Here is a 22,353-nt window from a genome sequence, read left to right as displayed (position 1 = left end):
GCAGGCCGTGAATTGGGTGTGAAATAGGTAAGGTGCCGTTAAAGATTGACGGTCTGCACGGGGGGCATGTGATGGCGTACGCAAATCTTCACTGGATTCGCTCCCTGTGCTCGGTGAGGGAGAAACACGTTGAGTGTCAGATTGCGGACCGCGCCGGCATGGCGCGGCTCCGTGGCAGCGCTGATAGCCCTGGTCATGGTCCTGGGCATCGATCCGCGCCCCGCCGCGGCGGTGGACGAGGAGCCTGGGTTCGACCGAGCCGCCGTCCTCATGGAGTGGGAGTACGGCGGCCCGGGCGTCCGGCGCGAGGCCGAGGCGGCTCTGCTGGGTTCGATGGACGACGTCCAGACGTTCATGGACGTGGACCTGCCGACCGCCCAGCTGGAGGACCTGCGGGTCGACGTCGCGCAGATCATGGCGATCGGCGGTCCGGCCGTGCGGGCCGGGGCCGACGCCGCGCTGGGCGGCGGTGAGGCGGAGCTGCAGGCATTCCTGGACGACGGCTACATCGCGGCCTACGAGGAGGACCAGCGCGTTCAGGCGGCGCAGGTCATGGCCTTGGGCGGGCCGGGTGTGAAGAGGGCGGCCAACAAGGCGCTCAGCGGCACGGCCGACGACGTGGACGCGTTCCTCAAGACCGGGCAGTACAAGGCGCGGGCCGACGACAACCGGGTCAGGGTCGCCAAGCTGCTGTACACCGGCGGCACGAACGTGAGGCTGCTCGCGGGCCAGGCACTGGACGGCACGGACGAGGACGTACAGGAGTTCCTGGACGACGGGTGGGCGGTCGCGTCCGCGCGGGACCAGGAGACGATCACCGTTGCGCAGCTCGCCGAACTCGCCGACACGGCGCAGAAGCGGGCCAAGGAGCTGACCGAGACCGCCAAGGAAGAGGCGGCCAAGGCGGCGAAGGCCACCCAGGCCGCGAAGGCGGCGGCGCTGGAAGCGGCGGCGGAGGCTCAGGAGTCCAAGGAGTCGGCGGGTCGGGCGGCTGCGGCCGCTTCACGGGCGGCGGCTGCCGCCGATCGGGCGGCACAGGCGGCGCGTACGGCGGTCTCGGCGGCCGCCGCGGCGAACGCGACGGCACGGATGGCCGCCTCGGCGGCGGCGCAGGCGGCTTTCGCCGCCGGTCAGGCCGGCAGCGCGGCGGCCGTGGCCAGGTCCGCTGCCGGTGCGGCGGCCGGTGACGCGGGGCGGGCCGATGCGGCGCGGAAGGCGGCGGAGAAGGCCAACGCGGCCGCCGCCGGGGCGCGCAAGGCGGCGGACGCAGCCGACCAGGCAGGTATCGCAGCCGAGCAGGCGGCGACCGCTGCGGGCGCCGCGGCCAGCGCGGGGGCGAACGCGGCGGCCGCCGCAGCCGCCGCCGCGGACGCGGGCCGGTGGGCCGGCGAGGCGGGTGCCAAGGGCGAGGAGGCCGCCGCGGCGGCCGCCAAGGCCAAGCGGCTCGCCGACCAGGCCACGCGCGCGGCCAACTCGGCGCAGTCCAACGCCCGACAGGCCGCCACGGCCGCCCGGCAGTCGCGCGACGCGGCCAACGAGACGGCCGCGCACGCCGAGGCCGCGGCGATCGCGGCGAACAAGGCCGCCGACGAGGCGGGCAAGGCGGTGGACGCGGCCAAGGCGTCCACCGAGGCGGCGAACGCGGCCACGGTGGCCGCGAACAGGGCGATGACGGCGGCCGAACAGGCTTCGACCGTGGTGGAGTTGGCTCGCAAGGCGGACGCCGAGCGGCTGGCCCAGCAGCAGGACGAGGCGGTCCTGGCGGCCGAGGAGGCCGCCGAGGCCCACGATGAGAAGGTCGCCGCCTCCCAGTGGGAGATCGGCCGCATCCAGGAGCTCGGTACGCGGACGCGGCAACTGCTGACGGAGGCCGCGGCGGCGACCGACCTGTCGGTCACGGCCGCAAAGGGCCGTCAGGCCGCGGTCAACCTGCTGAGCAGCGGCGGAACCTGGGTGAAGGACGCCGCCGGGGACGCGCTCGCGGGCAGCGACGACGACGTGGCCGAGTTCGTGCGCGTCAGGCTCGCTGTCGCGATGGAACAGGACGACCGCGCCGGCGTCGGCCACATCGCCACGACCAGCGAGATCCCCGCGCAGCGGCAGGCCGCGCTGGACGTGCTGGACAAGCCGATCGACGAGGTGCGCGCCTGGCTGCGCACCCGTGACTATCCGGGCAAGGCGGACGACGACCGGGTCGCCGCCGCCAGGCTCGCCGCCGAGGGCGGGCCGGGCGTGAAGGCCGCCGCGAGCAGGGCACTGGACGGAACCGCGGCCGATCTGGCGGCGTTCCTGGAGACCGGGCAGTACAGGGCACAGGAGGACGACGACCGCGTCGCGGTCAGCGAGGCCATCGCCACCGGAGGACCCGAGGTGCGGGCCGCGGCGCAGGCCGTGCTGTCCGGTCCGGCGTCCGGGCTGCGCCCCTTCCTGGAGGTCGGTCTGTACAAGGCGCGGCAGCGGGACGCCAACACCGCCGCCCACATCGCCGAGGTCAACATCCTGCTGCAGGCCGCCTACAAGTCGGCGGCGCTCGCGCAGAGGGATGCCTCCCAGGCGCAGAAGGTCGCCGCGGAGGCCCGTAAGGATGCCGTCAAGGCAACCGAGTGGGCCAACAAGGCCAACGAGTCCTCCCAGCAGGCGAACGCGTACGCCGAGCAGGCCGACAAGTCCGCCGACCAGGCCGAGGACTCCGCCGCCGAGGCGGCCGAGTCCGCGCGGACGGCCCGTAACGCGGCCGCCTCGGCCCGGGCGGACGCGCAGTCGGCTGCCCGTTCGGCCGAACGAGCCCAGCACTCCGCCGCCATCGCCTACGGCTACTCCCTGGAGGCCAACAACTCGGCCTATCAGGCCGGTCTTTCCAAGTTGGCGGCGGAAGCGGACGCCGCCGCTGCCGCCAAGGCGTCCACCGAGGCCATGAAGACCGCCGCCGACCTGCTGGTCGCGGAGCTGAAGGCGCAGATCAAGGAGGAGGCCGCGCTGGAGACCAGCAAGCCGCTCTCCGACAACGAGCTGCGCGCGGCACTGGAGAGGCGGTTGGTCGACTACCGCTCCATTCTCTGGGAGAACGGGGAACTGAGGCCGGGCGAGACGATGCTCGTCTGCGGCGGTGACGGCGCCGGCGGAATGGGCTGCATCACCAGCACCACCCTCGACCGCCTCATCGCCTGGTACATCGGTGCCGAGGAGATCGAGGAGTGCCTGCAGACCAAGAAGCCCTCGTGCCTCACGGGCCTCGCCCTCAGCGCCCTCAAGCTCAAGTTCCTCAAGAAGATCCACTGCGGGAAGAGCAGCTTCGTGCCGGGCACCCGGGTGCTGATGGCCGACGGCCGGACCGAGGAGATCGAAGACGTCCGGATCGGCGACCAGATCCTCTCCACCGACCCGGAGAACGGCCGTACCGAGGCGAAGCGGGTCCGGGCGACCATCGGCAGCAGCGGTCCGAAGAATCTCGTGGACGTCACTGTCACCGGTCCCGACGGGCGCTCCACGGGCACGGTGGTCGCCACCGACAACCACCCGTTCTGGGCAGGCGGTGACCAGAGCACCTGGGTCGACGCCGGGGACCTGGAGTCCGGTGCCACCCTGCGCACCGACGCCGGTGCCGCCGCGAAGGTCGACGCGATCCGGGCGTGGGCCGTGCCCGAGCAGCGGGTCCACAACCTGACCGTCGCCGACTTCAACACCTACTATGTGCTGGCGGGCGCGACCCCTGTTCTGGTGCACAACGCCAGTTGCCCGATCGGTTTCACGGACGACACGGTTGTGGACGCCTTCACGGATATGAACAAGGGCGGCGGTCACGCCATGCGGTACTTCATCAAGGACGGCCTGATCCCCAACAAGGGAAGCGTCGCCTCTCAGCTGAAGTACTTCCAGGAGAACTATTCACATGTTCTGACGTCGCCGATGAAGACGTTCGACTGGAAGGTCGGTGACACACTGGCCAAGGGATTCGCGAAAAGGGTCAATGGCAAGGTGGTGGTGTTGTTCGTGGCCAAGGACGGGCCGTACCAGGGCAAAATCATCACTGCGGTGGTGCCTCCTGCCAAGAACCTGGCGAAGTGGGGCCTCCTGTGACCTCCCTCAAAGAGGCGCTCACCTGGAACGGTCCCGCGGTCGTCGTTCTCTTCACGCTCGGACGACGCGAATCGGCCCTGGACGAGAGCCAGTTCGACCTGCTCGGCACGCATCCGGACGGCGTCGACCTCTTTCCGGTCTCCACCGAGTCCTGGGATCGACAGGCGGTCGTCCAGGCCTATGACCTCACCTTCGAGGAAGGACGGGTGGACGACCCGGAGCTTCCCGGTTACCTCCGGGAGTGTCTGCGGAAGGCGTCGGAACACGCCGATGGAATCGCGTGGCTGACGTTCGAGGGGGCGTTCCATTTCGACCACCTCTTCACGGACGACATCGCGGACCAGGTCTACGGCTACTGCGTGGGCGGGAGCGAGCCTGTGGTCGTCTGGGATCGCGAGATCATGAAGAGCGATCGATGGAAGCGTGAGATCGGGGAAGTGCGGTCGGTACTGGACCGGGATTTCCCGGCCTAGCGGACGGCACGAAAGAGAAGGGCTCCCGGTCGGTACCGGGAGCCCTTTCTCGTCGAGAACGCCGGAACGCTAGAACGTGCCCAGCTTCACGATCGACAGCAGGGCGATCAGCTGGATCGCGGACGCGCCGAGCGCCTTCGGCCACGGCAGGTCGTGGGACCTGGACACCATCAGGGTGAGCAGGGCGCCGGCCGCCACCCAGGTCGCCCAGCCCAGGAGCTGGACGAAGGACGCGTCGCCGCCGAAGAACATGGCCACGATCAGGCGGGGGGCGTCGGTCAGGGACATGATCAGCATGGAGAGGCCGACCGTGGGCTGCCACGCGCCGTCGCCGCCGAGCTGGCGGGCCAGGGCGTGGGTGACGACGCCCAGGACGAAGGCCGACAGGACCATGGCGACGGCCGTGATCAGGACGATCGGGACCGCGTTCGACAGGGTGGCGTTGATCGCGTCCTCTCGGGCGCCCTCGAAGCCGAACACCGCGAGCAGGCCGTAGAGGAAGGTCACGACGAGGGCCGGGCCCCACATCGTGTAGTCCCGCATCTGGAGGAAGGTCTGCCTGGGGGAGAGCAGGATGCCCTTCAGGAGTTCCTTCCAGTGCAGGCGGGGGCCCACCGGGGCGGCCGGGGCCGAGCCCGCGCGGTAGGTGCCGCCCTGGTTGTAGGGGTCCTCGCCGACCGAGAACGCCTGGGTGTGGCCCGGGTTGTTGGCCGCGTACGGGTCATGGCCGCCCTGCGGATGCGGGGCGCCCGAGCCGTCGCCGCCGAAGTACTCCGGCTCGTCGTAGCCCCCGCCGCCCTGGGTCCACTGGCCCGGGTGGGGCTGCGGCGCGGGGGGATAGCCGTACGGCTGTCCCTGGGGCGCCTGTTGCCCGTACGGAGGTTGTTGCGGTCGCGCGTGAGGAGCGCCGTTGTCCCGGCCGCGTCCGATCCTGAATCCAGCCACGTCTTCGAACGTACCTGGTCCTGGAGAGTGACGGGCGCGGCCGGGCGTTTCGGGGACGGCTTTGCTGCCGAGCTGTGACATCCCCTAAGGGGCGGCCCGAGGGGAGCCGGGGGGCCGCTCAGGGTAGTGCCGTACGGGGATGGGCGAGGACGTACGGCTCCCCTCTCCTGCCTCACCTCAGCCGATGAGCCCCGTGCCGAAGCCGCCGTACACCCGAGGCCGGCCGACGCTCCCCGGCCCGAACGTCCGCGCCCCCGTCGTGGTCACACCCGTCAGGGCCGTCACCGCGCCGATGCCCTCGTCCTCGAACCCGGCCGCGACCGTGAGGTCGGCGTGGCCGTCGCCGGTGACGTCCGACAGGAGCACGTCCGAGCCGAAGTAGTCCGTCGCCTCTGCCGCGCCGGGTATGCCGGACGTGTTCTGCGTGAACGTGCGGGCGCCTTCGCGGGAGACGCCCGACGCCGCGCCGTTCATGACGATCGTCGCGCCGGCGTCCTCTGTCGTGCCGAGGTCCTCGAAGACGACGCCGATGGCCAACTCGCCGTGTCCGTCGCCGTCGACGTCGGCGATGGACACCGCCCCGCCGAAGCCGTCGCGGGCCTCGTCCGCGCCCGGAACTCCTGTGGAGGCCTGGGTGAGTTCGGCCATGGGGGCGTCGCCGTTGACCGGGCCGCCCTCCGAGCCGCGGATGACGACGACCCGGCCGCCCAGGCTGCCGCTGTGGTCGTCCTCCTCGCTGAAGACGTTGCCGAGGGCGATCTCGTCGTAGCCGTCGCCGTCGATGTCGCCCAGGGCGATGGAGGTGCCGCCGTTCAGGGGGCGCGGCACGGAAGTGTCCAGGCCGGAGGGCGAGCCGAGATAGGCCATGCCCTTCGACCAACTGCCCGACGGGTCCGTCGTCAGGTCCGTGCGGTAGGTGAGGACCAGGTCGGCCTTGCCGTCGCCGTTCGTGTCGCCCGCGTCCATCGCGTCGACGGCGTACGCCTGCTCGGGCACGTCGATCCGCTGAGCGGGCCCGGAGATGCCGCCGCTGACGACGTACACATGCGGGGAATCGCTGCCGACGGCGAGGTCGGCCCTGCCGTCGCCGTCGAAGTCTCCGGTGGCCAGCGTCTTGCCCCACTCGCCGTGTGCGGCGGGCGCCGGGTCCGCGACCTCGGTGCCGTTCGCGAGGCCGCTCGTCGAGCCCCACAGGACCGTCACCGAGCCCTCGCCGCCGTTTTCGCCGGACGCTCCCACCGCGAGGTCGGTGTAGCCGTCGTTGTTGAAGTCGGCCACGGCCAGCGCGGAACCGAAGGTGTCCTCGGTCTCCACCGTGTCGGGCACGCCCGCGGTGTCCTGGCTGACGGTGGTGCGGTGGGCGGGGTCGAGGCCGGTCGGGCCGCCGTCGACCACGGCCACGTAACCGGCGAAGCCCTTGTCGCCGAGCTTCGCGTACGGGGCGGCGAAAGCGGCGTCGCCGTATCCGTCGCCGTTGAAGTCCGCCTGGTGGCGGTCGGTGTCCGCGGCCGTCGCCGGTGCGGCGGCGAAGGTGAGCAGACCGCCGGTCAGTGCGGCGGCGGTGGCCGTGGCGAGGGCGAGTCGCATCCGTCTCGGGTGCGGCTGGGGCATGCGGGTCCTCCTGCTCGGGTGCCGATCGTTTCGGTGACCCGGAAGACCCTCGCCGGTGTGTCAGGGTTGTACGGGTGTCATGAATCGGTCAGGAACTCCGAGGTGGAGAAGGTGACGGACGGCGCGCCGACCAGCCCTTTCTTCGTGCCGCGGAACACCGCCACCGTGTCCCGCGTCTCGCTGCGGTACGTCCGTACCGCGAGGTCGGCCCGGTCGTCGCCGTCGAAGTCGCCGACCGCGACGACCCGGGTGGTGCCGGTGGCGGGCGGTTCGACGGTGACTGTCGCCTCGGTGGACGGGCCCGCCGTACGGCCCTGGAAGACGCGCAGGCGCGAGCCGCTGGAGATCAGTTCGCTCAGGCCGTCGCCGTCGAAGTCGGCGGCGTCCAGGACCGAGCCGGGGGAGGCCAGAAAGCCCTTCGCGGCGGTGGGGAGGTCGTAACGCAGAGACGTTCCGCCCATGGCGCCCACCGCCGCGTCCAGGGCCTTGCCGCGGCCGAAGGAGCCGAGGGCCACGTCGATGCCGGACGGCAGGACGGCTCCGGTGCGGGTCGGGCCCGCCGGACCGCCGAGGACCACGGCGGAGGGGCCGGTGCCCTGGGTCGTACGGACGATCAGGTCGTCGTAGCCGTCGCGGTCCACGTCGGCCGCCGGGCCCGTGGGGACCTCGCCCGGGGACGGGATCGGGGCGCCGGCCGCGCGGGGGGCGCCCTTGCGGGTGAACGGGCCGCGCAGGTAGGTGAGATGGCCGCCGGTGGCGTGCAGGACGAGGTCCTTCGCGCCGTCGCCGTCGAAGTCGCCGCAGACCGGCTGGTCGGGCCAGTCGTTGCCGACGCGGGCGGCGGCCGGGACGGTGAGGTGCACGGCCCTGCCGGCCAGGCCGGTCGGGGAGCCGAAGAGGATCTGGAGCGGGACCGGGGGCCGGCCCTGACCGTCGTAGGGCGGGTCGGTGGAGACGACGAGGTCCGTGAAGCCGTCCTGGTCCAGGTCGCAGGTGGCCTCCGCGTCGAACAGGGCGGGGAGTTGGCCGTCGGTGGCCGCGCCCTGTCCCCTCGGGGTGAGCAACTGCCGTGCGCCCGGGACCGGTCCGCGCTCGCTGCCGTAGACGATGCCGATGCCGGGGTCGTCGGCGTGGGCCTGCTCCTTGACCAGGTCGCCCAGGACGAGGTCGCGGTGGCCGTCGCCGTTGAAGTCGTCCGGTGTCCTGCTGCCCTTGCCCTTGGGGACGGGGAGCCGGGCCGGGGCGTCGGCGGCCCGTGCCGGGGTGCGGTCCGCGGAGCCGGCGTGCTGGGTGGGGCCGCAGGCGGCGAGGAGGAGGGTGGCGGCGAGGGCGGTGAGCAGGGTGCCGGCCGGGAGCGCCGTACACGTCACGTCTCTCCGCACGATTCGCAGGCGCACCGCTCACCTCGTCAGCATCATTGACAACGACCCCGGCAATGATGCACTTGTTCGACAGGCGGCGACAGTCCCGGGCGCGCCGTCGACGGGGGAGAGGTGGGGACGTGCGGTTCGCGCTGGTCTGGACGGTCCGGTTGTGCGGGGCGGTGGCGTGGATCGCGGCGGCGGTGGCGTGCTGGTGGCTGCTCGGGGTGGCGGCCACGCCCCGTCCGTGGACCGGGCCGCTGGTGTGGGGAGCGGTCGCGGCGGGGTGCGCGGTGCTGCGGGCGGGCGCCCTGTGGGGGCTGCGACACGGATCGGGCGGCGTGCCTCCGGAGAAGTTGCGCGCCGCGCTCGACGAGGCACTGGGTTTCTCCTTCGACTCGGCGGGCTGGGTCCGGGCCCGCAGCGGGGCCCTCTGGCTGCTGGTGACCTTCGCGTGCGGTGCCCTCTTCGTCGGGCTCATGACGGCCGGTACGGGCGACGAACAGGTCGCCGAACTGCGGGACGCGGGCGCCGAGGTGAGTACGGCGAGGGTGGTGGAGCCCCCACGGGCGGTCCGGGAGGACCTGGGCGAGGACGTCGTACGGGGATACATGTCCCGTCTGGTGGTCGCCGTACCGGACGGGCCCGCGCGGCTCGCCACACGCGCGTACACCCACGACGAGCCGCGGGTCGGCGCCGAGGTCGAGGTGCTGTGGGCCCGGTCGGCGCCGGAGCTCGGCGGGTACGTCCATGAGCGCGAGAGCCTGCGGACACTCGCCGCGGGGCGCTGGGAGGCGTTCCCGGCCGGGGCGAACGGCCGGGACACACTGCTCGCGTTCGTGCTGGCCATGGTCGCCGTCGGTGTCTTCGCCCTGGTCCTCACCTTCACGCCGGGTCCCCGGGCCCTTCAAAAGCTGGCCTGGTCCGCGCCGGTCCAGACGGTCCACGCCGTCCTGCTCACCGCGGTCCTCGTCGGCTGGCGCCCGCTGCTGATGGGCGACGGGACCAGCGTGGCGGAGGGGCTCCTCGGGGTGTGCGGTTTCGGGCTCCTGGTGCTGACGCACATGGTCATGGCAGGACGGAGTATCGGGGCGGAGTGAGTCGAGTGACCTGCCGAGACGGGTCCGCCGTCCAGGCGTCCGGGGTGCCGGAGCGGCCCTTCGGCTGTCCGGCCGCCTGCTTCGTGACCGGGGTCATCGGCGGGACGGCCGTGCCGTGTCTCTCCGCCGAGCAGCAGGTCTGCTTCCACCAGGGGTACGAGAAGTCGGACCGCGACCTGCACGACATGGCCCGACTGCGTCGCGTCTTCGGGATCGCCACCCCCTTCTGATACCCCGACATGACGGCGCCCCCGGATCCGGCAGGACCTGGGGGCGCCGAACGGCTCAGCCGCGACCGCTACTTCACCGGCGTCACTTCACCGGCTCAGGCTCCGGCTCGCTCTCCGTCTCCGCCGTGTCCTGCGGGTCGACCGGGGTCTTCACGGACTGCAGCAGCAGCTGGGCGACGTCGACGACCTGGATCGACTCCTTCGCCTTGCCGTCGTTCTTCTTGCCGTTGACCGAGTCGGTGAGCATGACCAGGCAGAACGGGCAGGCCGTGGAGACGATGTCGGGGTTGAGCGAAAGGGCTTCGTCCACGCGCTCGTTGTTGATGCGCTTGCCGATCCGCTCCTCCATCCACATCCGCGCGCCACCGGCGCCACAGCAGAAGCCGCGCTCCTTGTGACGGTGCATCTCCTCGTTACGGAGACCGGGGACGCTGGCGATGATCTCGCGCGGGGGCGTGTAGATCTTGTTGTGGCGGCCCAGGTAGCAGGGGTCGTGGTAGGTGATGATGCCCTCGACCGGGGTCACCGGGACCAGCTTGCCCTCGTCCACCAGGTGCTGGAGCAGCTGGGTGTGGTGGATGACCTCGTAGTCGCCGCCGATCTGCGGGTACTCGTTGCCGATCGTGTTCAGGCAGTGCGGGCAGGTCGCGACGATCTTCTTGGCGGACTTCGGCTTGGCGGACTCCGGGACCACCTTGCCGTCGTCGTCCAGCTCCTCGCCGAACGCCATGTTCAGTGCCATGACGTTCTCCATGCCGAGCTCCTGGAACAGGGGCTCGTTGCCGAGACGGCGGGCGGAGTCGCCGGTGCACTTCTCGTCGCCGCCCATGATCGCGAACTTGACGCCCGCGATGTGGAGGAGTTCGGCGAACGCCTTCGTGGTTTTCTTCGCGCGGTCTTCCAACGCGCCCGCGCAGCCGACCCAGTACAGGTACTCGACCTCGGTGAGGTCCTCGATGTCCTGGCCGACGACCGGGACCTCGAACTCCACCTCCTTGAGCCACTCCAGGCGCTGCTTCTTCGCCAGGCCCCAGGGGTTGCCCTTCTTCTCCAGGTTCTTGAGCATCGTGCCCGCCTCGGACGGGAACGCGCTCTCGATCATCACCTGGTAGCGGCGCATGTCGACGATGTGGTCGACGTGCTCGATGTCCACCGGGCACTGCTCGACACAGGCACCGCAGGTGGTGCAGGACCACAGGACGTCCGGGTCGATGACGCCGTTCTCCTCGGCGGTGCCGATCAGCGGGCGCTCGGCCTCCGCCAGAGCCGCTGCGGGGACGTCCTTCAGCTGCTCCTCGGACGCCTTCTCCTCGCCCTCCATCGACTTGCCGCCACCCGCGAGCAGGTACGGGGCCTTGGCGTGCGCGTGGTCGCGCAGCGACATGATCAGGAGCTTGGGGGAGAGCGGCTTTCCGGTGTTCCAGGCGGGGCACTGCGACTGGCAGCGGCCGCACTCGGTGCAGGTGGAGAAGTCCAGCAGGCCCTTCCAGGAGAACTGCTCGACCTGGGAGACGCCGAAGACGTCGTCGTCACCGGGGTCGGTGAAGTCGATCGGCTTGCCGCCGGAGGTCATCGGGAGCAGGGCGCCGAGCGAGGTCTCACCCGTCGCGTTCCGCTTGAACCAGATGTTCGGGAAGGCGAGGAAGCGGTGCCAGGCCACACCCATGTCGGTCTTCAGGGCGACCACGATCATCCAGATGAACGAGGTGGCGATCTTCAGTCCGGCGAAGAAGTACGTGAGGTTCTGGAGCGTTGCGACGTCCATGCCGGCGAGCCAGTGGACCACCGGGTACGAGATGAAGAAGGAGGCCTCGTAGCCGTCCACGTGGTGCTGGGCGCCCTCCAGCGCGTGCAGCATGAAGATGCAGACGCCGACGACGAGGATGACGGTCTCGACGAAGTACGCCTGGCCGAAGTTGGAGCCGGCGAAGCGGGACTTGCGGCCCGGGTTGCGCGGGTGGCTCAGCTGTCGGATCACGATCAGGGTCAGGATGCCGAGCACGGTCATCGTGCCGATGAACTCGACGAAGACGTTGTACGGCGCCCAGTCGCCGAGGACCGGCAGGAGCCAGTCGGCCTGGAACAACTGCCCGATCGCGTTGACGATCGTCAGCAGCAGGGTGAAGAAGCCCACCGCCACGAACCAGTGCGCGACACCGACGATGCCCCATCGGTTCATCCGGGTGTGGCCGAGGAACTCCTTGGCCACGGTGACGGTGCGCCGGCCGGGTTCGTCGGTACGGGTGCCCGCGGGCACGTCCTGACCGAGCCGCATGAAGGTGTAGATCTGGAGGAGGGCGCGGGCGAACAAGGCCACGCCGACCACGATCAGTACCAGCGACACGATGATCGCGGCGAGTTGCATTTCGGGGCTCCTCGGGCCTGCGAGGGGTCTACGAGAGATCCGTGAGAAGGGATCTCGTCATTACTAAGCGGTAACTTATGCGGTCCGTCTGAGACTACCCCCATCTTCCGCCGCACTGTAGCCGGGCACGAGGTGATCTGAATCGCTGAGGGTTACCTTAAAACCCGATCGTGTTATTCGTGATGAATTGGTACATACGGCGCTAATTTAGGGTCGTGCTCTACGGGATCCTTGCCGCCACCTCCGCCCTGCTCCTCGCCGCCGTGCTCACCGCCGTGCTGCGAGTGGCCGCCCTGCGCCTCGGCATCGTCGACCGGCGATGGCGACGGCCGATGCCGCTGTCCGGCGGGGTGGCGATGGTGGCCGCCACCTGTGGTGTGGCGTTCGTCGGCGACTGGCGTGGCATCACCCCGCTGGGGCCCGAAATCGGACGGCTGCTCGTCGCCGGGGCCGGCGTGGCTCTCCTCGGGCTCGTCGCCGACGTACGGCGGGTCAAGGCGCGGTTCCTCGTGGGCGGTACGGCCGTGGCGGCGGCGTGTGTCGTGCCGTACGAGGAGACCGGGGTGCCCGCCGGACTCCTCGCGGTCGGCTGGATCGTCTTCGTCGCCCTCGGGTTCAAGGCGCTGGACCACGCCGACGGGCTCGCCGGGACCGTCGGTGTCGTCACCGCCTTCGGGGCCGGGGTCCTGGCGGCGGCCGAGGTGATGGACGGGCTCGCCGTGCTGCTGAGCGTGCTGGCCGCCGCGCTGACCGGGTTCCTGATGCACAACTGGCATCCCGCGCGCGCGGGACTCGGCGCGTGCGGGGCGCTGTTCACCGGGTTCGTGCTCGCGGCCGCGGCCGTGACGATCCGCGCGGGGCAGGAACTGGGCTCCGGTGCGGGGGTGTTGTTCGCGCTGACGGCGGTGGTGAGCGCCGACGTGGTGCTCGTCGTTCTGGCCCGCGGACTGTCCGGGCGTCCGCTGCTGCGGGCCGCCCCCGACCATCTCGCCCACCGGTTGCGCCGGCTCGGGCTCACTGCGCAGGGGGTGTCCGTCGTCCTCGGTGCGGCGGCCTTCGGCGGGGTACTCGTCGGGGTCCTCGTGCATCTCGGGTGGATCGCCGCCACCGGCGCCCTCTGGGTCGCCGGGGGTGCCCTCGTCGTCGTACTCGTACTCCTTCGTGTCAAGCCCGGCAGTGCCCCGCGTCCGACATCTACGCAGGTCAGAACCCAGTTGCGTGTAAGGAACGGATAAGAGTTGAGTCCGTACGACTCAGGTCTGTTGACCGAGTCGGGGGTGTCGTGCACACTTGAGCCTGTTCCACTCAAGTCAGCTGGAGGAATCAACCATGGCACGTGCGGTCGGCATCGACCTGGGCACGACTAACTCCGTCGTCAGCGTTCTCGAAGGCGGCGAGCCCACCGTCATCACCAACGCCGAGGGTGCCAGGACCACGCCGTCCGTCGTCGCCTTCGCGAAGAACGGCGAAGTGCTGGTCGGCGAGGTGGCCAAGCGCCAGGCGGTCACCAACGTGGACCGGACCATCCGTTCGGTGAAGCGTCACATGGGCACCGACTGGAAGATGGAGCTGGACGGGAAGCCCTTCAACCCGCAGCAGATCTCCGCCTTCATCCTCCAGAAGCTGAAGCGGGACGCCGAGTCCTACCTGGGCGAGAAGGTGACCGACGCGGTCATCACCGTCCCGGCGTACTTCAACGACTCCGAGCGTCAGGCGACGAAGGAGGCCGGCGAGATCGCGGGCCTGAACGTCCTGCGCATCGTCAACGAGCCCACCGCGGCCGCGCTCGCCTACGGCCTCGACAAGGACGACCAGACGATCCTCGTCTTCGACCTCGGTGGCGGCACCTTCGACGTGTCCCTGCTGGAGATCGGCGACGGCGTCGTCGAGGTGAAGGCCACCAACGGTGACAACCACCTCGGTGGTGACGACTGGGACCAGCGGGTCGTCGACTACCTGGTGCAGCAGTTCAAGTCCGGTCACGGCGTGGACCTCGCCAAGGACAAGATGGCCCTGCAGCGCCTCCGCGAGGCCGCCGAGAAGGCCAAGATCGAGCTGTCCTCCTCCACGGAGACCTCGATCAACCTGCCCTACATCACCGCCTCCGCCGAGGGCCCGCTGCACCTGGACGAGAAGCTCACCCGGGCTCAGTTCCAGCAGCTGACCGCGGACCTCCTGGAGCGCTGCAAGACCCCGTTCTTCAACGTCATGAAGGACGCCGGCGTCTCCATCAACGAGATCGACCACGTCGTCCTCGTCGGTGGCTCCACCCGTATGCCCGCCGTCGCCGAGCTCGTCAAGGAGCTCACCGGCGGCAAGGACGCCAACAAGGGCGTCAACCCGGACGAGGTCGTCGCCATCGGCGCCGCCCTGCAGGCCGGTGTCCTCAAGGGTGAGGTCAAGGACGTCCTGCTCCTCGACGTGACCCCGCTGTCCCTCGGTATCGAGACCAAGGGCGGCATCATGACCAAGCTCATCGAGCGGAACACGACGATCCCGACCAAGCGGTCCGAGATCTTCACCACCGCCGAGGACAACCAGCCGTCCGTTCAGATCCAGGTCTACCAGGGCGAGCGCGAGATCGCGGCGTACAACAAGAAGCTCGGGATGTTCGAGCTGACCGGTCTGCCGCCGGCCCCGCGCGGTGTCCCGCAGATCGAGGTCGCCTTCGACATCGACGCCAACGGCATCATGCACGTGACCGCGAAGGACCTGGGCACGGGCAAGGAGCAGAAGATGACCGTCACCGGCGGCTCCTCGCTGCCGAAGGACGAGGTCGACCGGATGCGCCAGGAGGCCGAGCAGTACGCGGAGGAGGACCACCGCCGCCGCGAGGCCGCCGAGACCCGCAACCAGGGCGAGCAGCTCGTCTACCAGACGGAGAAGTTCCTCAAGGACAACGAGGACAAGGTCCCCGGTGAGGTCAAGACCGAGGTCGAGTCCGCCGTCGAGGAGCTGAAGGCCGCGCTCAAGGGCGAGGACACCGCGGAGATCCGCACCGCCACCGAGAAGGTCGCGGCGGTCTCCCAGAAGGTCGGCCAGGCCATGTACGCCGACGCCCAGGGCGCGCAGGCCGCGGGCGGCGACGCCGGCGCCGAGGCTCCCAAGGCGGACGACGACGTCGTGGACGCCGAGATCGTGGACGACGAGCGCAAGGACGGTGCCGCGTGACGGAGGAGACCCCGGGCTTCGACGAGAAGCCCGACGTCCCCTCCGGCGCCACCCCCGACGACGCCGAGCCGAAGGCCGCCCCCGAAGAAGGGGCGGCCCCGGCCGGGGACGCAACAGCGCAGATCGCCGGCCTGACGGCCCAGCTGGACCAGTCCCGCAAGGCGCTCGACGAGCGCACCGCGGACCTCCAGCGGCTCCAGGCCGAGTTCCAGAACTACCGCCGCCGCGTGGAGCGGGACCGGATCACGGTCAAGGAGATCGCCATCGCGAACCTCCTGACCGAACTCCTGCCCGTGCTCGACGACATCGGCCGCGCACGCGAACACGGTGAACTCGTCGGCGGCTTCAAGGGCGTCGGGGAGTCGCTGGAGACCGTCGCGGCGAAGATGGGCCTGCAGCAGTTCGGCAAGGAGGGCGAGCCCTTCGACCCGACGATCCACGAGGCCCTGATGCACAGTTACGCGCCCGACGTCACCGAGACGACGTGCGTGGCGATTCTGCAGCCTGGGTATCGCATCGGCGAGCGCACCATCCGCCCCGCGCGGGTGGCCGTGGCCGAGCCGCAGCCGGGCGCGCAGACGGTCAAGGCCGAGGACGGGTCCGAGGCCGGCGACGACAAGGACAACGGCCCTGAGGAGGGCTGAGGTCGAAGAGAACGATCGGGACACCGGAAAGGGGGCGCGTCGGGGATGAGCACCAAGGACTTCATCGAGAAGGACTACTACAAGGTCCTCGGCGTCCCCAAGGACGCCACCGAGGCCGAGATCAAGAAGGCGTACCGCAAGCTCGCCCGCGAGTTCCACCCGGACGCCAACAAGGGCAACACCAAGGCCGAGGAGCGCTTCAAGGAGATCTCCGAGGCGAACGACATCCTCGGTGACCCCAAGAAGCGCAAGGAGTACGACGAGGCCCGCGCCCTCTTCGGCAACGGCGGCTTCCGTCCGGGACCGGGCGGCGCCGGCGGCTCCTTCAACTTCGACCTGGGCGACCTCTTCGGAGGCGGCGCCCAGGGCGGGGGCCAGGGAGCCGGCGGCTTCGGCGGCGGACTCGGAGACGTCTTCGGGGGCCTGTTCAACCGGGGCAGCTCCGGAACCACGCGCGTGCAGCCCCGGCGCGGGCAGGACATCGACACCGAGGTCACCCTCAGCTTCACCGAGGCGATCGAGGGTGCGACGGTCCCGCTCAGGATGTCCTCGCAGGCCCCCTGCAAGGCCTGCTCGGGCACCGGAGACGCCAACGGCAACCCGCGCGTGTGCCCGACGTGCGTGGGCACCGGCCAGGTGGCCCGGGGCTCCGGGGGAGGCTTCTCCCTCACGGACCCCTGCCCGGACTGCAAGGGCCGCGGCCTGATCGCGGAGAACCCCTGCGAGATCTGCAAGGGCTCCGGCCGGGCCAAGTCCTCCCGGACCATGCAGGTCCGCATCCCCGCGGGGGTGTCGGACAGCCAGCGGATCCGGCTGCGCGGGAAGGGGGCGCCCGGTGAACGCGGCGGCCCCGCGGGCGACCTGTACGTCACCGTGCACGTCGACACGCACCCCGTCTTCGGCCGCAAGGGCGACAACCTCACGGTGACGGTCCCGGTGACCTTCTCCGAGGCGGCGCTCGGCGGCGAGGTCAGGGTGCCGACACTGGGCGGCCCCGCCGTGACGCTGAAACTGCCCCCGGGCACGCCCAACGGCCGCACCATGCGGGCGCGGGGCAAGGGCGCGGTCCGCAAGGACGGCACCCGGGGCGACCTGCTGGTCACCGTCGAGGTGAGTGTCCCGACCGAGCTGTCGGGGAAGGCTCGTGACGCGCTGGAGGCGTATCGCGAGGCGACCGTGGGTGAGGATCCACGGGCGGAGCTGTTCCAGGCCGCGAAGGGAGCATGATTCGAGTGGACGGTCGTCGACGCAACCCGTATGAACTGACCGAGGAAACCCCGGTCTACGTCATCTCGGTGGCGGCCCAGCTCTCCGGCCTGCACCCGCAGACACTGCGCCAGTACGACCGTCTGGGCCTGGTGTCCCCGGACCGCACCGCGGGCCGGGGCCGGCGCTACTCGGCCCGGGACATCGAACTGCTGCGCACCGTCCAGCAGTTGTCGCAGGACGAGGGCATCAACCTCGCCGGCATCAAGCGCATCATCGAACTGGAGAACCAGGTCGCGGCGCTGCAGTCCCGGGTGGCCGAGCTCCAGGCGGCCGTCGAGGGTGCCGCGGCGGCCATCCAGCAGCGTGAGGCGGCGGTGCACGCGTCGTACCGCCGTGACCTGGTGCCGTACCAGGAGGTCCAGCAGACCAGCGCGCTGGTGGTGTGGCGGCCGAAGAAGGCCAGGGACTAGGCAGGCAGGGGAAAGGGGCCCGGAGATCTCTCCGGGCCCCTTCTCGTGTGCCGGGTCAGAACTCGTACTCCCAGATGCCGTACGCCGTGGAGCGGGCCACGGTCTCGGCGCCCGCGGAGTCCAGGAGGACGACGCGGTAGTAGTACAGGTCCAGCTTGTCGCCGTTGACCGTCGTGTCCATGTACGAACGGGCGTCGCCCGTCGCCCCCTCGGTCAGGGTGACGTAGGCGTTCGCCGCCGGGTCCCAGCGCTCCACGCGGTACCGCGTGAACCGGGCGCAGTCGCCGAGGCCGGAGCTCTCGGAGCAGCCGACGTACAGGTCCGGGGAGCTGTCCTCGATGATTCCGGTGCCGGTCCAGCCGGGCGGCCGGGTGTCGGGCAGGGTCACGGAGACGTCGGCCGTGTGGAAGAAGTCCGGGCCCTTGTCGTACAGCGCGTCGACGGCGGCCACCCGGTAGACGTGGGTCTCGCCGTCGGGGACGGTCGGGCAGAGGATCTCCGTCTCGGCGAGCGACTCCCCCCTCCAGCAGTCGCGCTCCCACACCGTCTCACCGGTGTCCGGGTCGGTGACGCCCTGCCAGACGTAGTACGTGAAGACGTCGTCGTCGGCGGGCGGCGTCCAGGACAGGCGCACACCGAGCGGGACCTGTTCGGCCGTCAGGGTCCCGACCGGGTCCGGGCGCTTGGTGTCCGGGGTGGTCTCGATGGCCGCCGGGCCGGGCTGCGAGGCATGCCCGTACGGATCGACGGTCACGACCCGGTACTCGTACGTCGTCTCGGAGGCACCGGAGACCTCCAGGCAGGTGCCGCGCAGCACCTGGCGGCCCGCATAGGACGGGGCGTCGTCGCCCGCCCACCACCAGTCCACCGAGGGATCCGTCGGCGCCCCGCCGGAGGTGCTGGTCGGCCCGCACTTGTCCACGAGGACGGTCTCGCCGGTCGCCGGGTCGGTCCGCTGGATCCGGTACGTGAGCAACGGGGCGCTGTCATGGGTCCACGGGTCGGCGCCGGCCCAGGAGACGTACACACCCGCACCGGAGCGGGTCGCCGTGGTCTCGTACGGTGCGATCGCCTCCGGCCGGTCCGCCATCGCGAGGGTGATCTCCGTGGGCGCGGAGGCGTTGCCCTTCGTGTCCTGGGCACGTACCGCGTACCGGTAGGAGTCGGCGACGGCGGCCAGTTGGCGCGGTACGACGTCGGTCTGCGTGGTGGTGCCGGCCGCGCCGGGCAGCGCGTCGTGCCAGCCGCTGGTCGTCGGGTCGTACTGGAGGACCTCGTACCGCGCCGCCCCGTCGACGGCCGACCACACCAGGTGCGGGACACCCGAGCGGTACTCGACCCGGGCGTCGGCGGCGGTCGCCGGCGGGGTCATGTCGAAGGTGGTGAACGGCGTGGCCGCCGAGTACACGGACCAGTTCCCGGCGGCGTCCCGGGCCCGGCCGCGGTAGGTGACCTTGCTGCCGTCGGCGGGCTGCCCCGTGTCGCAGATCGCGCCCTTGGCGCCGGCGTACACGGTGGCCCAGGTGTTGGTGGCCGGGGCGAGCCGCTGGAGCTCGTACCAGGCGATGTCGGCCCGGTTCTCCGCGGTGGTGACGAGCTCCGGGGCCGCGTAGGGCTGGTCGTCCGGGCACACGTCCATCTCCAGGAACGGCGCCGCGGGCGGAGTCGTGTCCACGGTGGTGACCGGCTGGTCGGCGGTACCCGGCGACGCGTTGCCCGCCTTGTCGTGGGCGCGGACCTCGTAGTAGTAGGTGGCGCCGGTGGGCGGCGGGCTGTCCGTGTAGGAGGTGCCGGTCGTGGTCGTGAGCGGCTTGGTGCCGAAGGAGGTCCCCTTGAGCCGCCGGTAGACCCGGTAGCCGGCGAGGTCCATCTCCTTGTTCTTCGCCCAGGTGATTTTGGTCTTGCGGGTGGCCTTGTCGTACGTCACCGAGGTGCCGGTCGGTGTGAGGGGTTTGACCTTGTCGACGTCCGCCGAAGTCCTGGGGGTGTAGGTGACCTTGACCTTGGCGGTGCCGGTCCAGTTGGCGTAGTCGATGCGCAGGGTGTGCTTGCCGGCGGGGACGGTGACGTTGGCGGTCTTGGCCACCGTGGTGGAGACGTTCTTCCAGAGGTCGATCCTGCGGACGCCGTCGAGGTAGACGCGGATGCCGTCCAGGCCGGTGGCGTTGAGTGCGAAGGGGCCGCCGGAGCCGAAGTCGCGGGTCAGGCTCCAGCGCACCCCGAAGTTGTCCTTCGGGAGGCCGGAGACCGGGGCGCCGCTCCAGCTCTGGTCGATCGCGGTGTCGCAGTCGGTCTTCTTCGGGGTGCCGGAGAAGGATGTGTTCGCGTAGAACTGCCGCTTGAACACGGGGGAGGCGCACGACACGGCCGCGGAGGCGGGGGCCGCCGTCAGGGTGAGCAGGGTGCCGGCGGTGGCAAGGACGACGGCGGCGGCGGTCGTCCGTCTGGCTGACTTCATTCGATCCTCTGGTCGGATACGGGACAGCAGTTGTGGGGCTGCTGTGATCACGACTCACCAGGTGTGAAGTTGGTTGTACTAGTGTTCGCGCCAAGTCTTCACACCATCGGCGGAGAGTGGCGTTGCGCACTCGTTAAGTGATTCCGCTTGACGTCGATGGGCGGCCCCGCGTTGGCTTTTCAGTCACATGGGCCGCAATGCCGCGCCCGCGTCCGGAAAGCACCAGAAGTGAGCAGCCCCATGCGTCGTATCGCCATAGCCGTGGCCGCGTCCACGATGACCCTCTCGCTGGCCGCCTGCGGGGCGCTCGGCGCCGCGAGCGGGAGCGAGGCGAGCCCGACCAAGGGCAACGACGTCACTGTGGGTGTGCTCATGCCGGAGAAGACGAACACGCGCTACGAGGAGTTCGACTACCCGATCATCAAGAAGAAGGTCGCCGAACTCACGGCCGGCAAGGGCAAGACCGTCTACGCCAACGGCGAGGCGAACGCCAAGAAGCAGGCCACGCAGATGCAGCAGATGATCGACGAGAAGGTCGACGTCATCCTGCTGGACGCGGTGGACTCGCACGCCATCGCGGGCATGGTGGAGAAGGCCAAGGAGGCGGGCATTCCGGTCGTCGCCTACGACCGGCTCGCCGAGGGTCCGATCGACGCGTACGTCTCCTTCGACAACGAGCTCGTCGGCGAGGTGCAGGGCCGCTCCCTCGTCGAGGCGCTCGGCTCCGGCATCGACACCTCCGACAAGATCGTGATGATCAACGGCTCGCCGTCCGACCCGAACGCCGGTCAGTTCAAGGCGGGCGCGATGTCCGAGCTCAACGGCAAGGTGACGATCGCCGAGACCTACGACGTCGACGGCTGGAAGCCGGAGACCGCCCAGAAGAACATGTCCGAGGCGATCAGCGCGCTCGGCAAGGGCAACATCAAGGCCGTGTACTCCGCCAACGACGCCATGGCCGGCGCCGCCATCCAGGCCATGGAGGACGCGGGCATGACCAAGATCCCGCCGATCACGGGCCAGGACGCGGAGCTGTCCGCGGTGCAGCGGATCGTCTCGGGCGAGCAGTACATGAGCGTCTACAAGCCGTACCCGGACGAGGCCGAGGCCGCCGCCGAGATGGCCGTGACGAAGATCCAGGGCAAGGGCATCCAGTTCGACGCCCTCGCCACGGACAGCGTCGACAGCCCCACCAACAAGGACATCCCGGCCCAGCTCGTCCAGGTCGTCGCGCTGACGAAGGACAACATCAAGAGCACGGTCGTCAAGGACGGCATCTACACCGTCAAGGACATCTGCACCTCGGAGTACAAGAGCGACTGCGCGGCGGCCGGCCTGCAGTAACCGGTGACGGGGAGGGGCCGGAGGAGACGATCCTCCGGCCCCTCCCCGCTGTTCACGCCACCCGCGTGAACTCCACCGTCACCTCCGGCGACCCGCCCGTGACCCCCCGGTAGATCCCCTTGTGCGGGGTCACGTCGTCGTAGTCCCGGCCCCGGGCCACCACCACATGGGTCTCGTCGGCGCGGACCCGGTTGGTGGGGTCGTAGCCGCACCAGTCGCCCGCCCAGTACTCGATCCAGGCGTGGCTCTCCCCGGCGACGGGCCGGTGGAGTTCGGCATCGCGTTCCGGGTGGAGGTAGCCCGAGACGTAGCGGGCCGGGAGGCCGACGCCCCGGAGCATGGCGATGGTGAGGTGGGTGATGTCCTGGCAGACGCCCGCGCCCTGCTCCCAGGCCTCCACCGGGGAGGTGTTCACGCTGGTCGCGCCCGGCAGGTACGACACCTGGTCGGCGACCAGGTGGGACACCGCGACCGCCGTCTCGTGCGGGCCGAGGCCGGCCGCCGCCCTGCGGGCCTTCTTGGCCAGCCGGGGCGGGACCGTCGTACGGCCCGTCGGGCACGCGAACTCCAACAGGCGGGAGTGCGCGACGCGTTCGGCCACCTCGGCCCAGGTGGGCGCGGTCGGCAGCGGGCCCGGCGGTGATGTCTCGACCAGGCTGGAGGCCGTGATGGTGAGATGGCCGTGCGGGTCCGTCAGGTCGAAGCCGGTGACCTGGGTGCCCCAGTAGTCCCAGTACGACCAGGTGGGCGTCGTCGGGCTGACGGTGACCCGGGCGTCCAGGGTGGTCTGGCCGGGCAGGGTCAGCGGGGTCATGCGGACCTCGTTGTGGGACGAGGACGCGGGCTGGGCGTACGCGACCTGTGTGACGTGCTTGATGCGGAGCCGGCGAGTCAC

Annotated in this window: 15 protein-coding genes and 1 pseudogene; 10 read left to right on the top strand and 6 right to left on the bottom strand. The window is 70.5% G+C overall.

Annotated features, from left to right (window positions below; translation table 11 throughout):
• The first annotated feature begins 171 nt into the window (after positions 1 to 171).
• Positions 172 to 4,077 (top strand): polymorphic toxin-type HINT domain-containing protein, encoded by a 3,906-nt coding sequence (locus ABZT02_RS21270; protein ID WP_356019520.1) that lies wholly within the window; start codon positions 172 to 174, stop codon positions 4,075 to 4,077.
• Positions 4,074 to 4,550: a hypothetical protein gene (locus tag ABZT02_RS21265; protein ID WP_356019519.1), complete on the top strand. Its 477-nt coding sequence runs from the start codon at positions 4,074 to 4,076 to the stop codon at positions 4,548 to 4,550. Before ABZT02_RS21270 ends, ABZT02_RS21265 begins: the two co-directional genes overlap by 4 nt.
• Positions 4,551 to 4,619: 69 nt before the next feature.
• On the opposite strand, the gene ABZT02_RS21260 is transcribed toward ABZT02_RS21265, so the two are convergent.
• The 3 genes from ABZT02_RS21260 to ABZT02_RS21250 form a co-directional block, all read right to left on the bottom strand.
• Positions 4,620 to 5,576: a YIP1 family protein gene (locus ABZT02_RS21260; RefSeq protein WP_356019518.1), complete on the bottom strand. Its 957-nt coding sequence runs from the start codon at positions 5,574 to 5,576 to the stop codon at positions 4,620 to 4,622.
• 96 nt (positions 5,577 to 5,672) lie between these two features.
• Positions 5,673 to 7,106 (bottom strand): FG-GAP-like repeat-containing protein, encoded by a 1,434-nt coding sequence (locus tag ABZT02_RS21255; RefSeq protein WP_356019517.1) that lies wholly within the window; start codon positions 7,104 to 7,106, stop codon positions 5,673 to 5,675.
• Positions 7,107 to 7,183: 77 nt separating this feature from the next.
• Complete coding sequence (locus ABZT02_RS21250) at positions 7,184 to 8,476, bottom strand: VCBS repeat-containing protein (protein ID WP_356019516.1); 1,293 nt, start codon at positions 8,474 to 8,476, stop codon at positions 7,184 to 7,186.
• Between the two features lie 131 nt (positions 8,477 to 8,607).
• Here ABZT02_RS21250 and ABZT02_RS21245 point away from each other — a divergent pair, with 131 nt between their 5' ends.
• Both ABZT02_RS21245 and ABZT02_RS21240 read left to right on the top strand, forming a co-directional pair.
• On the top strand, positions 8,608 to 9,567 hold the full coding sequence (locus ABZT02_RS21245) for a hypothetical protein (protein WP_356019515.1): 960 nt from the start codon (positions 8,608 to 8,610) through the stop codon (positions 9,565 to 9,567).
• Between the two features lie 17 nt (positions 9,568 to 9,584).
• A pseudogene (locus tag ABZT02_RS21240) lies at positions 9,585 to 9,797 on the top strand (amino acid transporter); the annotation flags it as partial.
• 82 nt (positions 9,798 to 9,879) lie between these two features.
• On the opposite strand, the gene ABZT02_RS21235 reads toward ABZT02_RS21240, so the two are convergent.
• Positions 9,880 to 12,162, bottom strand: a complete 2,283-nt coding sequence (locus ABZT02_RS21235; protein WP_356019514.1) for a (Fe-S)-binding protein — start codon at positions 12,160 to 12,162, stop codon at positions 9,880 to 9,882.
• 215 nt (positions 12,163 to 12,377) lie between these two features.
• On the opposite strand from ABZT02_RS21235, the gene ABZT02_RS21230 reads away from it, so the two are divergent.
• The 5 genes from ABZT02_RS21230 to ABZT02_RS21210 all read left to right on the top strand — a co-directional run bounded on the left by ABZT02_RS21230 (position 12,378) and on the right by ABZT02_RS21210 (position 17,656).
• A complete protein-coding gene (locus ABZT02_RS21230; RefSeq protein ID WP_356019513.1) occupies positions 12,378 to 13,397 on the top strand; it encodes an MraY family glycosyltransferase in 1,020 nt (339 codons plus the stop codon).
• A 94-nt stretch (positions 13,398 to 13,491) separates the two neighbouring features.
• Positions 13,492 to 15,333: a molecular chaperone DnaK gene (gene dnaK / locus ABZT02_RS21225; protein ID WP_356019512.1), complete on the top strand. Its 1,842-nt coding sequence runs from the start codon at positions 13,492 to 13,494 to the stop codon at positions 15,331 to 15,333.
• Entirely contained in the window at positions 15,330 to 15,977 is a 648-nt protein-coding gene (grpE, locus tag ABZT02_RS21220; protein ID WP_356019511.1) for a nucleotide exchange factor GrpE, read from the top strand. Before dnaK ends, grpE begins: the two co-directional genes overlap by 4 nt.
• A 45-nt stretch (positions 15,978 to 16,022) precedes the next feature.
• Entirely contained in the window at positions 16,023 to 17,204 is a 1,182-nt protein-coding gene (dnaJ, locus tag ABZT02_RS21215; protein WP_328639919.1) for a molecular chaperone DnaJ, read from the top strand.
• Between the two features lie 5 nt (positions 17,205 to 17,209).
• On the top strand, positions 17,210 to 17,656 hold the full coding sequence (locus ABZT02_RS21210) for a helix-turn-helix transcriptional regulator (RefSeq protein WP_356019510.1): 447 nt from the start codon (positions 17,210 to 17,212) through the stop codon (positions 17,654 to 17,656).
• 55 nt (positions 17,657 to 17,711) lie between these two features.
• Here ABZT02_RS21210 and ABZT02_RS21205 read toward each other — a convergent pair whose 3' ends face one another.
• On the bottom strand, positions 17,712 to 20,114 hold the full coding sequence (locus ABZT02_RS21205; RefSeq protein ID WP_356019509.1) for a PA14 domain-containing protein: 2,403 nt from the start codon (positions 20,112 to 20,114) through the stop codon (positions 17,712 to 17,714).
• 240 nt (positions 20,115 to 20,354) lie between these two features.
• Between ABZT02_RS21205 and ABZT02_RS21200 the strand changes: the two genes are divergently transcribed.
• Positions 20,355 to 21,458: a substrate-binding domain-containing protein gene (locus tag ABZT02_RS21200; protein WP_356019508.1), complete on the top strand. Its 1,104-nt coding sequence runs from the start codon at positions 20,355 to 20,357 to the stop codon at positions 21,456 to 21,458.
• Between the two features lie 52 nt (positions 21,459 to 21,510).
• Here ABZT02_RS21200 and ABZT02_RS21195 read toward each other — a convergent pair whose 3' ends face one another.
• Positions 21,511 to 22,353 (bottom strand): transglutaminase family protein, encoded by an 843-nt coding sequence (locus ABZT02_RS21195; RefSeq protein WP_356019507.1) that lies wholly within the window; start codon positions 22,351 to 22,353, stop codon positions 21,511 to 21,513.

The organism is Streptomyces sp. NPDC005402 (assembly GCF_040606575.1).
GTDB lineage: Bacteria > Actinomycetota > Actinomycetes > Streptomycetales > Streptomycetaceae > Streptomyces.
Note: the sequence above shows the minus strand (reverse complement) of the source record. Positions and strands in the feature narration are given on the sequence as shown.